The sequence below is a fragment of the Arthrobacter sp. NPDC056727 genome, assembly GCF_042790555.1.
In the GTDB taxonomy this organism is placed as follows: domain Bacteria; phylum Actinomycetota; class Actinomycetes; order Actinomycetales; family Micrococcaceae; genus Arthrobacter.
In genome coordinates this window covers 45,342-60,947 of sequence record NZ_JBHTZA010000007.1, presented here as the reverse complement: position 1 = coordinate 60,947, position 15,606 = coordinate 45,342, and the positions used below count along the sequence as shown (strand labels likewise).

The window sequence follows — 15,606 nt, the reverse complement described above, 5'->3', positions numbered from 1 at the left end:
TAGTTGCCTTTGCATAGGGGATCAGCTGCTTCGGTTGAAGCAGCTGAAAATGGTCTGGAGTTACGGACGCGGTGAAGGGCACAAGCCTGCGGAGGAGTCGGCGGCTGCGGGCCGGCCCTTCACCCCAAATCGCTACATCGGCGACCCGCAGCCCGGACGCGTTGGTCAGCCGGCGGCCCCGTCGGGCCAACAGGTCGACACGAGCAGCTTCCGTGTTGCATCCATGTGTTCAAGGACCTCATGGATGCGGGAGAGGCTGAAGCGGTAGCGGGGACCGCTGATCGTTAGTACCGCGACAAAGGTTCCTGCCTGGTCGTAAATGGGTCGGGCCACTGCGGCGAGTTCTTCCTCAAGCTCATTATCCGCAAGGGCATAGTCCTGCTCCTTGATCCTGGCCAGTTCCTGAAGCAGGACGTCCCGATCGGTGATGGTCCGAGAGGCATAGGAAGGCAGCTTCGAAGGCAGGAGAGACACTACTTTCTCCCGCGGCATATGCGCCAGCAGGACCTTGCCGGCTGCACCGGCGTGCAGGGGCCACTGGGCGATATCCCCTTCGGCAAGTTGACTGCGCATGTTCACCAAGTGCGATCCCATGGCCTCGGCGATCAAATCAAGCCCATCGCGCATATTAACGACCTCAAGCGTGGCCATCTCGTTGACGGCTCCCGCAAGTTCTTGAAGTATAGGCTGGGTCCGCTCAGCCAAACCTGAATATGGGTCCACCAGGCGAGCCATACGAGCGAGGTCCCAACCCAGGACGTAATCGTTGCCGAACCGATCCACCAGCCCGGCCTGTTCGAGAGTGGAGAGCAGGCGGATTGCGGTCGGACGGGAAAGGCCAGTAGCGCGGGCCAAAACGGAGGAATTGGCCCCCGTTCGCGGCTGGGTTGCGAGGGCTCGCAGCAGGCTCGCCGCCTTTAGCACCGACTTGTTGACGTCGGACTCGTTATTGCCCGTAGATGCTTCGTTCATGAGGCTGTCTTTGTGTCGCAGGTTATCTTCATGGCCGACAATATCAGCCAGGGGCAGTGGAGTGAACCCCTACTGTCCGAAAATTGGACAGACTGTCCGATTTATTCCTACCCGGCCACCCGTGCCGCATCCTAGGGAACCCCGGCGAACCCTGACTCTTTGCTCTTGACGACGGTTATACCTTCCGCCATAGTTATGGACACCTAGTCCACTTTCTGGACACCTAAGCTTTGGATCCATGGCCAAGGGGTGCGCGGAGAGCGCCACCCTCTTCGCGTGCCTCGCGTTTTCGGCGAGCGGGTGTATTCCGATCACCGCACGGGGCGGTCCACCCACAGAAGGAGATTTCATGAGCAAGAAGCTTCACGGCGTTCTAACGCCACTCGTTACGCCCTTTGGAGCCGAGGGCCAGATCGATGAAGGACAACTGCGGGCGGTAGTGGATCGCTCCATTGAAGGCGGCGTGCACGGAGTGGTTGCCAATGGCACCAGCGGCGAGTTCCAGACACTCACGAATGCAGAGCGCCGTTTCGTTGTCGAGACGGTCGTTGACCAAGCGGCCGGACGGGTGCCGGTTGTCGCGCAGACTGGTGCGCTCACGGCCCAAGAAGCGGTCGATCTAACAAGGCACGCCCAGGAAGCAGGCGCCGACGTGGCGATGGTCATCGCCCCGTACTACGACCCGGTGAGCTTGGATGCAGTCAAGGCCTACTACCGCACCGTTGCCGAGAGCGTGGACATCCCGATCATGCTTTACAACATGCCCTCGGTCACCGGCGTAAATCTGCAGTCTGACACGATCCGGGAACTTGCCCAACTGTGCCCGAACATCAAGTACGTAAAGAACACCAGTCCAGATATGGCCCAAGCCGTTCAGTTCGTTCGTGAACTTAGCGACGTCATTGACACCATCGTCGGGTGGGACACCCTGGCTCTGTCCTGCTTCGTTGAAGGCGCCGGGCTCATGGCGATCACCGCCAACGTGGCGCCCGGTCAGATTGTGGCCGTTTACGACGCTATCCAGAACAAAGACCTCGCACGGGCGCAGCAGTTGTGGAGCGACTTGTACCCCTTCGTGAGCGGGATCGATACCGAACCGTTCATCGCGGCCACAAAGTTCTGCCTCAAATCCGTGGGGGTCGCCGTTGGTGGCACCCGGGTTCCTACAACGCCGATCTCAGAAGCGGGCAAGGAAAACCTGGCGAAGCTTACTTCTCACGCGCTGACCCTGCCCTGCGCCTGACCGCAGCCATCCCTTGAATGCCTCTTCAGCAATGCATTGCTGAAGAATGAGGGCATGTGAGTTTGACGTCGCTGCCGGTATGGGAGTGCTGCAGGCAAAGCTACCCTGCAGCGCTCTCTGACTAAACCACGGGGGCAAGCCGGAATGATCGAAGGATCCAGGTGCTGAACCCGCTGCCTAGGTGACCTCGCATTACTACCTCTTGTGTTGTCCGGGTCACACGTATTTGCTTCTGCGGACTCCTTCCGACGACCCTTGCATCACATCTTTTTCAGCGCTTGTCGGCGCGTGCCCAACGAAGGAGCACCACCAATGACTGACGTTCTCTGGTTTTCAGACCTTGCCCTGTCCGATCTCGATCAAGTGGGCGGCAAGAATGCATCGCTCGGAGAAATGGTCCGGAGCCTCGCCTCGACCGGGGTAAAGGTCCCGGACGGGTTTGCCACGACGGCTGACGCCTACAGGCGTTTTCTGGGCGAGTCCGGCCTCGATATCCGGATTGACGGAATCCTTGAAGGCCTGGACAGCGGCGACGTGGCTGCCCTGGCCCTGGCCGGGACGAAGATCCGGGAGCTGATCCGTTCCACTCCATTCCTTCCCGGTTTCGAGGAAGAAATCCGGACCGCCTATGACCGCCTGACGGACGAGCACGGCACGGATGTGTCCTGGGCGGTGCGTTCCAGTGCCACAGCCGAGGACCTGCCGGATGCGTCTTTCGCCGGCCAGCAGGAAACTTTCCTGAACATCAGGGGCGTAGACAACGTTCTGCTCGCCGTCAAGGACGTCTTCGCCTCCCTCTACAACGACCGGGCCATCGCCTACCGGGTGCATCACGGTTTCACCCATTCCGACGTGGCACTTTCGGCGGGCGTCCAGCGGATGGTGCGTTCCGACGTCGGCGCTTCCGGCGTAATGTTCACCATGGACACCGAAACGGGCTTTACCGACGCCGTCTTCATCACCTCTTCCTACGGACTTGGCGAGGCAGTCGTTCAGGGCGCAGTCAACCCTGACGAGTTCTATGTGCACAAGCCCGCCCTGGCAGCAGGCCGACCGGCGGTACTCAAGCGCGGTCTGGGTGAGAAGGCCGTCCAGATGATCTACACGGAGTCTTCCGAAGTTGGCAAGACCGTGGACTTCGTTCCCGTGCCGCAGTCCCTTCGCCGCCGTTTCAGCCTGACCGATGCGGAAGTCGAGCAGCTCGCCCGCCACGCACTGGCGATCGAGGCGCACTACGGCCGTCCGATGGACATCGAGTGGGGCAAGGACGGGGTGGACGGGGAGCTCTACATCCTCCAGGCCCGCCCGGAGACCGTCGAATCCCGGAAGGCAACCGGCACCGTTTCCCGCTACACGCTCACCGAGCGCTCGGAGGTGCTGGCCGAGGGCCGGGCCATCGGCCAGCGTATCGGTGCCGGCCAGGTGCGGGTGCTGACCTCGATCGACCAGATGGCCTCGTTCCAGGCCGGCGACGTTCTCGTGGCAAACATGACCGACCCTGATTGGGAACCGATCATGAAGAAGGCCGCCGCTATCGTCACTGACCGCGGCGGGCGCACCTGCCACGCAGCGATCATCGCCCGTGAACTCGGCATCCCGGCCGTCGTCGGCACCGGCAACGCCTCGCAGGTCCTGCGCGACGGCGCTCCGGTCACCGTGTCCTGCGCCGAAGGCGAGGCCGGTTTCGTGTACGAGGGGCTGCTGGACTACACGCTGCAGGAGACCAGTCTGGAGACCATGCCGCCAGCGCCGGTGAAGATCATGATGAACGTGGGCACACCTGAGCAGGCCTTCAGCTTCGCCCGCCTTCCCAACCACGGCGTGGGGCTGGCCCGCCTGGAGTTCATCATCAACCGGCAGATCGGCATCCACCCCAACGCCCTGCTGGCCGTGGCGGGCGAGATCGTACGGCCGGCTTCGCTGTCGGATTATGACGTGCGGCAGATCCGGGATATGACCGCAGCCTACAACGGGCCGCGGGACTTCTACGTCAAGCGCCTGGCCGAGGGCATTTCCACCATCGCCGCGGCCTTCGCGCCGGAACCGGTGATCATCCGGCTTTCAGACTTCAAATCCAACGAGTACGCCAACCTGGTGGGCGGTCCGGCGTTCGAGCCGGCCGAGGAGAACCCGATGATCGGGTACCGGGGCGCTTCCCGGTACCTCTCGGACTCGTTCCGCCAGGCGTTCGAGCTGGAGTGCGAGGCCTTGAAATTCGTCCGGAACGAGATGGGCCTGTCTAACATCAAGCTCATGGTTCCGTTCGTGCGCACTCTGGAGGAGGCCCGCGGCGTCACCGAGCTGCTCGCCGCCAACGGGCTGCGCCGCGGCGAAAACGGGCTGGAGGTCGTGATGATGTGCGAGCTTCCGGCCAACGCGCTGCTCGCCGACGAGTTCCTGGGCTACTTCGACGGCTTCTCCATCGGCTCCAACGACCTGACCCAGCTCACCCTGGGCCTGGACCGGGACTCGGCCCTGGTGGCCGAGGGCTTCGACGAAAGGAACCCTGCTGTCACCCGGCTCCTCGAGGTGGCCATTGCCGCCTGCCGGGCCAACGGCAAATACGTCGGGATCTGCGGTCAGGGCCCCAGCGATCACCCGGACTTTGCCGAGTGGCTCCTGAAGCAGGGCATCAGCTCCATCTCGCTGAACCCGGACGCGGTGACCGAAACCTGGCTGCGCCTGGCCAAGTCCGGCCTCCGCTCAAAGGTCTAAGTGGCAGACCAGCGCCAGACTGGCTTCGTGGGGGCGGGCGGTCCGTCCGCCCCCACAGTGTTCTTTCTCTCTGACAGCACCGGCATCACTGCCGAAACTCTTGGCAACACGCTGCTGACCCAGTTCCCCGGGCAACCGCTGGAGCGACGGACAATTCCGTTCATCACCACCGTGGAGCAGGCGCTGGAGGTGGTGGGGGTCATCGACCAGCTCGCTGCCACCGGGCCGCGGCCGATCGTCTTTTCGACCGCTGTCGGGCAGGACATTCGCGCCGTCCTTGCCCGCAGCCGCGGGCACTTTTTCGACCTATTCGGCTCGCACATCGGCCAACTCGAACAGGCCCTCCACACCTCCGCCAGTGGCCAACCGGGGCAGGCCCATGGAGTGGGCGACGCCGTGCGCTATCAGTCGCGCATGGCCGCCGTCGAGTACGCCATCGAGCACGACGACGGCCAGTCGCTGCGGGCGCTGGAACGGGCCGAACTGATCCTGATCGCGCCGTCACGCTGCGGCAAAACCCCTACCAGCATGTACCTGGCGCTGCAGCATGGCATTCTCGCCGCCAACTTTCCCCTGGTAGAAGAAGACTTCGCCAACCTGTCCTTGCCGGAACCATTGCTGCCTTTCAGGGGTAAGTGTTTCGGACTCACCTCCTTGCCAGTACGGCTGAGTCAGATTCGCCAAGAGCGCAGGCCGGGCAGCGTTTATGCATCCCTCGCCCAATGCACATATGAATTGCGCAACGCGGAGGACATGTACAGGACCAATCATGTGCCGTACGTGAACTCCGCATCAATGTCCGTGGAGGAAATATCAGCGACCGTGCTTCAGCGGATGCAGTTGCACCATTGATCAGCAGTCCGCGGCCGACTTGCGGCAGAAACCTCAGCAGTAGAGCTACCGCTTCTGTTCAACTCATGCCTGTCCAAGCGGCCGATATCTAGTCATCGTTCTTATACGAAGTGCTATAACGCGGCGACCAATTTAGCCAATTGCATGTGGTTAGTGTCCCCGGGTTGGCTGAATACTCGATACAAAAGGGAACTCACCCGCCGCCTTGCTGTGGGCCGTCTAGTCAGAAAGTAGTGGTGCATGCCCCAATCTGTAGGAGCCTCCGAAAAGTGATGCCTACAACCACTCGTGGAGTCCTTGCTTCTGTCTCGGCTTCAATTCTTTTCGGTATCTTGTTCTTCTTGCCCAGCCTGCTGGAAGGTCTGACCGCTAACCAGGTTCTGGCATGGCGCACTGTTGTAACTATTCCCGCTATGGCATTGCTGCTTACTCTTACCCGAAGTTGGGCCGATGTACGCAGTGTCGTTCGGCGCATCCGCGAGAGCCCATCCAAGGGATTTGTTCTAGTCGCGTGTGGTGCGCTGATCGGTGTCCAAACGTGGCTCTTCGGGTGGGGTCCCCAAAGTGGGCAGGGACTCGACATCGCACTGGGCTACCTGATGCTCCCCCTCGTAGCTGTCGTCGTCGGCTCTTTACTTTATGGCGAGCGGCTCTCTGTCTGGAGGGCATCCGCCGTGGTGACAGCAGCGGTGGGCGTCATAGCCGCCGTTGTACTGGCAGGGGGGATCCGCTGGCCCACCTTGGTTGTCTCGCTGGGCTTCCCTGTCTATTTCGTGCTCCGAAAGCGCACGGGCCTCAATGGCGCTGGAGCTCTGTTTTTCGAAACTATCGCGCTACTCCCGTTTGTCATTTGGGTGCTCGCGCAACCAGATGCATCCCGGTCCTTCGGCGGCGCACCGCCGACACTGTTCGTCGCGGTCCTCTTGCTTGGAGTCCTCGGCGCGGCGGGTCTCAGCTCTTACCTGGCCGCAAGTCGGCTCCTCGACTTCGCTCTCTTCGGCCTTCTCGGCTACCTTGAGCCTGTACTCCTAATAATTGTCGCCGTCATGTTCCTCGGCGAAAGACTGACGCCGTCGGATTTCTCCATCTACGTTCCGATCACGCTGGCACTCGTCCTGCTTGCCATAGAGGCAGTCCATGGTCTCCACCGGCGGGCCAGCGCAAGGTCCTGACCGTTGGACGCCGTCGGACGCGCTTCGGTGCAAACTGTTGCTGCTGTGCGCATGCAGCGCCAATAGTTGTGATTCCGTCAGCCCTGACTGGCACTTGGTGCGGCAGACCGGCAAATGTGCCACAGCCCGCGGCACATTTTGTCGAACAGGCTTCCTAAGGAAGGGCACCTCGTCGTAGCCCTCGAACGGGCCGGATCCGACACCGAGTAAAGCCGCTCAAAAAGTCGGGATAGAAAGCTGTGCCTGTCGCAGGTACTGGTACACCGTTTCCCGGCTGATACCGTACTCGCCGGCGAGGACTGACTTCGGAATCCCCTCAGCTGCCCGCTGGACCAATTCCGCCTCCCGTTCCGGGGTAAGTGTCTTTTTCCGCCCTTTGTAGGCGCCGCGCTGCTTCGCTAAGGCGATACCTTCCCGCTGTCGCTCTCTGATCAGGGAACGTTCAATTCCGCGAACGCGCCCATGATGGAGAGCACGAGGTTGGCCATGGGGGAGTCCTCCCCGGTGAAGGCCAGCTGTTCCTTGACGAACTCCACCCGGACGCCCTTCCGGGTCAGGCGTTGGACCAGAGCGCGGAGGTCATCCAGGTTTCTCGCGAGCCGGTCCATACTGTGTACGACGACGGTGTCCCCATCGTGGGCGAAGCCCAGCACCACTTTGATAATGCGGAATATTGCCATTCCGGCGAAATGGTTGAAACCAACGGCACGAACAGCCGGTCAATACGTAGGCGACCGTGCGTTTCGGCGGGCACATGCTAATAGCAGAAAGTCGCCTCCAGTACCGGGGAGCTCATTGTGGACGCTGAAACCGCCGTCGTCACCGGTCATGATGTCACCACCATCACCTGCGTGTGTGGCAATACCGGCAGCCAGGACGGACTGATCCAGGCGAACTCAGATGGCGTCCCCGTTCACGCCGGAGCAAACACCGCCGTCCCCGCTGGCCTGGCGGAATGGCCGCGGATGAGGACCTCCACACCCTCTGTCCCGCCTGCGGCCGCTTGTACCGCGACGCGATAGTCGAAGAGACAGGCACCGCGCCAGTTGCTTTGCGCGTGGACGTCATCACCGGCCCAATTGCAGAGGCAATCCGGGTCCACTGGAACCTCGCCGCATAGGGTGGCGCAGAGTCCGGGGCCGGTTTCCGTACGCCTGCCCCTCAGACGCCCCAGTAGGTGTTGCCCGTCCCGCCCACGGGGGAGAGCCATGATGTCAAATAGTCGCTATTCCTGTGGCACTCGACATACGGTGGGCTAAGCCGACAAATGAATACTCTCAAGGCGCCGGGGTACGGGAAGACTGAAGAACACCTCGGGTAGGTGCCACTCAGGAACCACCGATAAAGGAGCAATCTGTGCGGGAAGCAAGCTTCAACAAGAGCGTTTCAGCAGACGACGATTTGGGCGTGGAGCCCGACGGATTCGATCCGGCCCCGGCCGGACTGAGCGGCTCCTCCGCCGTCGAAGCAACCGGCTCAGCGGACGAAGCGCCCGAAGCGCCGGTGGACGGTGCGCCCGCGGCGGAAGCACCGGAAGTCAGCGAAGTGCCGGAAGCTGCCGAAGCAGGCGACATCACCTATGATGAGCAGTTCTATCCGGCCCGTCCCAAGGCGCTGAGGCCGATCGCCCGCCGTCGCCAGTTCTTTGCTGACCGCCCGTCGCTCGAGTTTGACGGGCGGAACGCGGCCTACGTGGAGTGGTTGCGGAACCAGGCCATGCTGGGGGACGCGAACGTGATGGCACGCCAGCTCTCCGGCCAGGCCAGCATGTGGCAGAACTCGTACGCCCATCCCAACCCGCGGGCTGCCGTGGAACGCGCACCCGTCTGGTTTACCGCCTACCCGCTGTCCTTCATCACCCGCCCGGGCCAGTCCTTCCTTTCGGCCCTGGGGGATCCTGAACTCTGGGACGCGTTCCGGGAGATCGGGATCAGGGGCCTGCACACCGGGCCTGTCAAGCTTGCCGGCGGCATCAGCGGCTGGTCCCAGACGCCGAGCGTGGACGGGCACTTCGACCGCATCAGCATGGCGATCGACCCCGTGTTCGGCACCGAGGATGAATTCCGCCGGATGTGCGAGGTCGCGGCCGATCACGAGGGCACGGTGATCGACGACATCGTTCCGGGCCACACCGGCAAGGGAGCTGACTTCCGCCTCGCCGAGATGAACTTCCGGGACTATCCCGGCATCTATCACATGATTGATATCCCCGAAGAGGACTGGCACCTGCTGCCCGACGTCCCTGCGGGCGAAGACTCGGTGAACATCAGCCCCGACGCGGAACAGGCGCTGCAAAAGGCGGGGTACATCATCGGCCGGCTGCAGCGCGTGATCTTCTATGAGCCGGGGGTCAAGGAGACCAACTGGAGCGCCACCCGGCCCATCGTGGACACGGCCGGGAAGACCCGCCGTTGGGTCTACCTGCACTACTTCAAGGCCGGCCAGCCGTCCATCAACTGGCTGGATCCCACCTTTGCCGGAATGCGCCTGGTGGTGGGGGACGCGCTGCACTCGCTCCTCGACCTGGGCACGGGTGCGCTCCGGCTGGACGCCAACGGGTTCCTGGGGGTGGAAAAGAGTGCCGAGGAACAGCCGGGATGGTCCGAAGGCCACCCGCTGTCCGAGGCGGCGAATCAGCTGATCGGCTCCATGATCCGTAAGGTCGGCGGGTTCTCCTTCCAGGAACTCAACCTGACCATCGACGACATCAAGGCAACGTCGGAGGCAGGCCCGGACCTCTCCTACGACTTTGTCACCAGGCCCGCCTACCACTACGCACTGGTGACCGCGGACACCGAATTCCTCCGCCTGACACTGCGGCTCGCCATGGAGATCGGCGTGGACCAGGCGTCCCTGGTGCACGCCCTCCAGAACCACGATGAACTGACCTACGAACTGGTCCACTTCGCCGCCGGCCACAAGGACGACGTGTTCGAACTCAACGGCCAGGAACTCACCGGGGCCGAGGTTGCCGAGCATGTCCAGCAAACCCTGCGGGAACGGCTGACGGGCCCGGAGACCCCGTACAACGCCCTGTTCACCACGAACGGCATCGCCTGCACCACGGCGAGCTTCATTATGGCGGCACTGGGCATCCAGGACCCGGAGAACATCACCGACGAACAGCGGGCGCAGGTCCTGGACGTCCACATCCTGCTGTCCATGTACAACGCCCTGCAGCCCGGTGTCTTTGCCCTGTCCGGCTGGGACCTGACCGGTGTTACCGCCCTTGACCGGCAGAAAGTGCGGGAGCTCACCGCGCAGGGGGATACCCGCTGGATCAACCGCGGCGCGCACGACATCATGGGCACCAGCCCCGAGGCGACGGCGTCATCCGCCGGCATGCCGCGGGCCCGCAGCCTCTACGGCCCGCTGCCGGACCAGCTCAAGGACCCGGCCTCCTTCGCCCGGCGGCTGCAGAAAATCCTTGCGGTGCGGGAACAGAGCGGAATCGCCACCAGCACCCTGCTGGACGTGCCGGAAGTTTCCCAGCGCGGGCTGCTCGTCCTGGTCAACCGGCTGGGGGACGGGAACCTGCAGGCAACGGTGCTCAACTTTTCCGGCCAGGACATCGCAGGCAGCATCCAGTCCACCCACCTGGTTCCCGGCAGCAGCGTCCACGACCTCTTCACCGGCGACGCCGTGGGACAGGTCGATGACCTGCACAGCTTCTTCCTCGAGCTGGGTGCCTATCAGGGGACGGCACTGCTCCTGAAGGAAGGCGAGAAGGAGTCCGACGGCGACGCCGAGTGAGGGTTCCCGCCACCTAAATGCCGGTCACCTAAGGTGCCGGCACCCTCGCGGGCGCCGCACCCACCGACCCCCGCCGGACCAGGGTGGCATTGAACTCGGGGGCCGGCACCAGTGGCGGGCGGCCCTCGATCTGCCGGATCAGGGCTGCAGCCGCCGCGACCCCCATCTCGTAAACAGGCTGCGCCACCACGGTCAGCGGTGGCGTGGTCAGGCGGGTCCAGGCGAAATCGTCGTACATCAGGAAGGACACCTCGTCCGGGATCCGGAGGCCCAGTTCCTGGATGGCTTCCACGACGCTGAGGGCAATCAGGCCGTCGGAAGCCACGACGGCGGTGGCCGGGTCAGCGCCCAGCAGCACCTCGCGCGTGAGGGTCCGGATGGAGCCGGCATCGCCGGCGTTGAGCCGGACAAGGTCCGCCGGGAACTCGCATCCCGCGTCTGCGAAAGCCCGCCGCATCCCTTCCAGGCGCTCTGAAATCTGCGATGAATCCAGCCGCGTTCCGGCGGCGTACCCGGGGTCAGCGCGCAGTGTCGAGATGAAGGCGACCCTGCGGTGCCCGGCCTCGAGCAGATACCGGGTGGATTCGTACGAGATCACGGCCATGTCGACCGCGACAGTCTCCACGTCGAGGCCGTCGGCCGAGCGGTCCAGCAGCACCAGCGGCCGGCCGGATTCGCGGACGCGCCGCAGGTGCTGCGTCTCCACCGACGACGCCGGGGCGACGATCAACCCGTCGACCCGCTTGTCGAGCAGCACGCGGACAGCGTCCACCTCGGCCGCGGTGTTCTCATCCGTGTTGACCAGGATGACGTTGAAACCGCTCTTCTTGGCGGTGTCCGTGATACCCCGGGTAGCCAGGCCGAAATGCGGGTTCTCGATGTCGCCCACCACAACGCCGATGGTGTGCGACTTTCCGGTGTTCATGCTGCGTGCCAGTTCGTTGGGCCTGTAGTCCAGCTCCTCGGCAGCCGCGAGCACCCGCTCACGGACGTCGTCGCTGACGGCCCCGTAGTTGCCCAGTGCGCGTGCGGCCTGGGCCTTCGATACCTGGGCAGCTTTTGCGACGTCGGCGACTGTTACGTCCCGCCGTCGTGCTCCGTCACTGCTCATGTTCACCTTTCAGAGGGGCTGTTGACGCGGAGTATGAGTTCCGCTACATTTCTAGCAATCGATGTGAGTCCGGTCTCAATCGTAGGGACTGAGACCGGACTCAGCAAGACCCCCATCGACCAAAATCATTCGGCGGCCCTGACAGCACCGCCTTCCCTCCCACGATTGGACAACGCTGTGATGAAACTGAACTTCCGCCCGGCAGCGGTGGCTGCGGCAGCCCTGGCGGCTATCCTCGCGCTTTCCGGCTGCGGCGGCTCCTCGCCGGCCAGTTCGGCCCCCGCCGAGAACCCGTACGGCCTGATTGAACCGGGGACCATCCGGGTGGCAAGCCTGGGCGACGCCAAGCCGTACACCTTCACCGACGCGCAGGGTAACTTCACCGGGTTCGACGTAGAACTCTTCAAGGACGTGGCCCACCGCGCCGGCGTGGACAAAGTGGTCTTCACCGGTCAGGACTTCTCCGCGATCCTTCCGGCGGTGGCCAACGGCCAGTTCGACGTCGGTGTGGCCGCCATTGGCATCACGGACAAGCGCAAGGAAACGGTCGACTTCTCCGAGGGTTACCTGGCCGGCTACCTGACGCTCATCACCACCAAGACCTCGGGCATCAAGGACGCCGACGGTGTGGCGGGCAAGCGCCTGGGCGTAGTCCAGGGGACGCTTCAGGAAGCGTACGCGGTCAAGAACTTCAGCTCGGCCAACCTGGTCCGCTTCCCGGACAACAACTCGGCCATCTCCGCCGTGAACAGCGGGTCCGTGGACGCCCACTTCCTTGACTACGAGGCTGCCAAGGCCTACGAGAAGCAGTACGGCCTTGTCAGCGCCGCGGACATCCCGTCCTTCGACGCCCCCGCAGGCTTTGCCCTGGCCAAGAGCAAGACGGCCTTCAAGGAGGCCCTCAACAAGGGCCTGGCGGAGGCCATGGAGGACGGCACGTGGAAGAAGCTCTACCAGAAGTGGTTCCCGGGCTCCCCGATGCCCGAGCAGTACCTGCCCAAGGCAGAGCAGACCGCCACCCCGGCCCCGACTGCAAGCAAGTAGGCGGACCACCGGATCCAGACGGGCGGGCCGCACTCCGGCCCGCCCGGCACGCGAACAAAACAACTAACGTCTGAGAGCACTCAATGGACTGGCTCAACATCATCAGCCGCACCTTCTTCGACTTTCGAGCGATGGCCGAGGTGCTGCCCCAACTCCTCGGGGTTGGCCTTCTCAACACCCTGATCATCTCCGTCGCCGCCACCGTCCTTGGTGTGGTGCTGGGCATGGTGGTGGCGGTCATGGGCATCTCCCGGTCCCGCTGGCTGCGCGTTCCGGCCCGGATCTACACCGACCTTTTCCGCGGCCTGCCCGCCATCCTCACCATCCTGCTGATCGGCCAGGGCTTCGCCCGGCTCAGCCAATCAATCTTCGGGCCCTCGCCGTACCCGCTGGGAATCATCGCGCTGAGCCTCATCGCCAGCGCCTACATCGGCGAAATCTTCCGCGCCGGCATCCTCAGTGTGGACAAGGGCCAGGGCGAGGCCTGCCGTGCCCTGGGCATGAGCTACGCCAAATCCATGGCCCTGGTGGTGGTCCCGCAGGGCGTCCGCCGGGTCCTGCCGGCCCTGGTCAACCAGTTCATCGCCATCGTCAAGGACTCCTCCCTGGTGTACTTCCTGGGCCTGCTGGTCAGCGAACGCGAACTCTTCCGCGTAGGCCAGGACGCCGCCGTGCTCTCCGGAAACCTCTCACCCCTGGTCATGGCCGGCATCTTCTACCTGGTGATCACGGTGCCCCTGACCCACCTGGTCAACTACTTCGACAACAGGTTCCGCACAGGCCGCCGCCGTCCGGCCCCGCCCATGTCCGGGCTGAAGGAAGTCACCGAACTCGACGCGGCCTCGCCGCTGATCACCGGGAGCAACACATGAACATCGCAAGCACCAGCACGAACAAGGCGGCCCCGGAAAGCCACACCTTCCACGGCTCCAGCCTGGAACTGAAGAACCTGACCATGGCCTACGGCGACATCGAGGTCCTCCGCAACGTCAGCCTCGCGGTCGCACCCGGCACCACCACCTGCATCATCGGCCCCTCGGGCTCAGGCAAGTCCACGCTGCTGCGCGGCGTCAACCGGCTGCACGAACCCAAGAGCGGTGACGTGCTCCTGGCCGGTGAAAGCGCCCTGCAGGTCAAACCTGACATTCTGCGCGCCCGCATCGGCATGGTCTTCCAGCACTTCAACCTCTTCCCGGACCACACCGCACTGGAAAACGTGGCACTGGCCCTGTGGAGCGTCAAGGGCATGCCCAAGGCCGAAGCCAGGGAACGCGCCCGCCGCGGCCTCGCCGAGGTAGGCCTCGCGGAACGCGCCGACCACCGCCCCCGGGACCTGTCCGGCGGCCAGCAGCAGCGCGTCGCCATCGCCCGTGCGCTGGCCATGGAGCCCGAGGTGATGCTCTTCGACGAAGCCACCAGTGCCCTGGACCCGGAACTGGTCAAAGGCGTCCTGAACCTCATGGCGGGCCTGGGCAAACGCGGCATGACCATGCTGGTGGTCACGCACGAGATGGGCTTCGCCCGCAAGGTCGCGGACCAAGTGGTCTTCATGGATGAAGGCGAAGTGGTGGAGGCCGGCACCCCGGCCGAACTCTTCGACAACCCGCGCAGCGAACGCCTCCAGCGCTTCCTCTCCGAGGTGCTCTGATGGGAAACGTTACAGCGGCACCCATCCGGACCGCCGTCGTCGGCTTTGGGATTTCCGGCAAGGTTTTCCACACGCCGTTGATCGCCGCGGATCCGCAGTACTCGCTGGACGTCATCGTGACGGCGGATCCGGCACGGGCCGCCGAGGCGGCCCGGCTCTACCCGCAGGCGCGGATCCTTCCGACGCCGGAGGAGATGTTTGCGCTGTCCGCGGACCTGGACCTTGTCATCCTGGGCACCCCGCCGCACACCCACTTCGACCTCGCGGCCGCCGCCATTGCGCACGGCCTCCATGTGGTGGTGGACAAGCCCTTCGTGCCCACCTCCACGCAGGGGGCAGAACTGATCGCTCTGGCGTCCGACGGCGGGGTGCAGCTCACGGTGTTCCAGAACCGCCGGTGGGACGCCGACTTCCTGACGCTGCAGAAGCTGCTTCGGCAGCAGGCCCTGGGTGAAGTGCGCACTTTCGAATCACGGTTCGAATGGTGGCGGCCGGAGGGATTCGGGAACTGGCGCGACAGTGCCTCCGTCGAGCAGGGCGGCGGCATCCTCCACGACCTCGGTGCCCACCTGATCGACCAGGCCATCCATTTGTTCGGCCCCGTCGAAAAGAGCTACGGGGAGACAGCAAACCACGGCCTCGCCCCGGAGGGCGCCGACACCGAAGCCTTCGTGTCCCTGCTCCACGAGTCCGGCGTCCGCACCAGGCTGTGGATGAACGGCATCGCAGCCCAGGTGGGGCCGCGTTTCCACGTCCTCGGCTCCGGAGCCGGCTACACGAAGTGGGGCCTGGACGGCCAGGAGCCCGCGCTGGCGGCCGGCATGACGCCGTCGGACCCGGCCTACGGCACCGACTCCCAGGAGACTTGGGGGCTGCTGGGAGTCGGTGGCGCCGCAACGCCCGTCCCCGCAGAACGGGGCGCCTACCCAGAGTTTTACGTGCAGCTCGCCGCCGCGCTGCGCGGGGAGGGGCCGCTGCCCGTCGACCCGGCGGAACCGCTGGAGGTCCTCAGGATCATCGAGGGCATCCACGCTCTGACCTGAGCCCCACCACCTGCCACCACCCTTGCGGCGATTTGCCGCCCATCCTTCCCAAG

11 protein-coding genes and 1 pseudogene are annotated in these 15,606 nt (G+C 64.1%); 9 read left to right on the top strand and 3 right to left on the bottom strand.

The features are described from left to right. Positions 1–165: 165 nt before the first annotated feature. The gene (locus ACFRAH_RS08925; RefSeq protein ID WP_377990539.1) at positions 166–972 is read right to left on the bottom strand and encodes an IclR family transcriptional regulator; all 807 of its coding nucleotides are present in this window, start codon (positions 970–972) and stop codon (positions 166–168) included. A 349-nt stretch (positions 973–1,321) separates the two neighbouring features. On the opposite strand from ACFRAH_RS08925, the gene ACFRAH_RS08920 reads away from it, so the two are divergent. From ACFRAH_RS08920 to rarD, 4 genes are all read left to right on the top strand, one after another. Then, entirely contained in the window at positions 1,322–2,215 is an 894-nt protein-coding gene (locus ACFRAH_RS08920; protein WP_377990538.1) for a dihydrodipicolinate synthase family protein, read from the top strand. 312 nt (positions 2,216–2,527) lie between these two features. Next, positions 2,528–4,930 (top strand): phosphoenolpyruvate synthase, encoded by a 2,403-nt coding sequence (gene ppsA / locus ACFRAH_RS08915; RefSeq protein WP_377990537.1) that lies wholly within the window; start codon positions 2,528–2,530, stop codon positions 4,928–4,930. Next, the gene (locus tag ACFRAH_RS08910) at positions 4,931–5,782 is read left to right on the top strand and encodes a pyruvate, water dikinase regulatory protein (RefSeq protein WP_377990536.1); all 852 of its coding nucleotides are present in this window, start codon (positions 4,931–4,933) and stop codon (positions 5,780–5,782) included. A 272-nt stretch (positions 5,783–6,054) separates the two neighbouring features. Further along, positions 6,055–6,954, top strand: coding sequence for an EamA family transporter RarD (gene rarD, locus ACFRAH_RS08905; protein WP_377990535.1), 900 nt, complete (start codon positions 6,055–6,057; stop codon positions 6,952–6,954). A gap of 216 nt (positions 6,955–7,170) precedes the next feature. Here the strand turns inward: rarD and ACFRAH_RS08900 are convergent. Beyond that, a pseudogene (locus ACFRAH_RS08900) lies at positions 7,171–7,616 on the bottom strand (recombinase family protein); the annotation flags it as partial. Positions 7,617–8,499: 883 nt separating this feature from the next. Here ACFRAH_RS08900 and treS point away from each other — a divergent pair. Further along, on the top strand, positions 8,500–10,707 hold the full coding sequence (treS, locus tag ACFRAH_RS08895; protein WP_377990689.1) for a maltose alpha-D-glucosyltransferase: 2,208 nt from the start codon (positions 8,500–8,502) through the stop codon (positions 10,705–10,707). 28 nt (positions 10,708–10,735) lie between these two features. Here treS and ACFRAH_RS08890 read toward each other — a convergent pair whose 3' ends face one another. Continuing rightward, a complete protein-coding gene (locus ACFRAH_RS08890; RefSeq protein ID WP_377990534.1) occupies positions 10,736–11,818 on the bottom strand; it encodes a LacI family DNA-binding transcriptional regulator in 1,083 nt (360 codons plus the stop codon). 180 nt (positions 11,819–11,998) lie between these two features. Here ACFRAH_RS08890 and ACFRAH_RS08885 point away from each other — a divergent pair, with 180 nt between their 5' ends. The 4 genes from ACFRAH_RS08885 (at position 11,999) to ACFRAH_RS08870 (ending at position 15,553) form a co-directional block, all read left to right on the top strand. Then, the gene (locus tag ACFRAH_RS08885; protein ID WP_377990688.1) at positions 11,999–12,862 is read left to right on the top strand and encodes an ABC transporter substrate-binding protein; all 864 of its coding nucleotides are present in this window, start codon (positions 11,999–12,001) and stop codon (positions 12,860–12,862) included. A gap of 83 nt (positions 12,863–12,945) precedes the next feature. Then, positions 12,946–13,734 (top strand): amino acid ABC transporter permease, encoded by a 789-nt coding sequence (locus ACFRAH_RS08880; RefSeq protein ID WP_377990533.1) that lies wholly within the window; start codon positions 12,946–12,948, stop codon positions 13,732–13,734. Beyond that, a complete protein-coding gene (locus ACFRAH_RS08875) occupies positions 13,731–14,510 on the top strand; it encodes an amino acid ABC transporter ATP-binding protein (RefSeq protein WP_377990532.1) in 780 nt (259 codons plus the stop codon). Before ACFRAH_RS08880 ends, ACFRAH_RS08875 begins: the two co-directional genes overlap by 4 nt. Next, positions 14,510–15,553: a Gfo/Idh/MocA family oxidoreductase gene (locus ACFRAH_RS08870; RefSeq protein ID WP_377990531.1), complete on the top strand. Its 1,044-nt coding sequence runs from the start codon at positions 14,510–14,512 to the stop codon at positions 15,551–15,553. The genes ACFRAH_RS08875 and ACFRAH_RS08870 overlap by 1 nt, the downstream gene beginning before the upstream one ends. Positions 15,554–15,606: the final 53 nt, after the last annotated feature.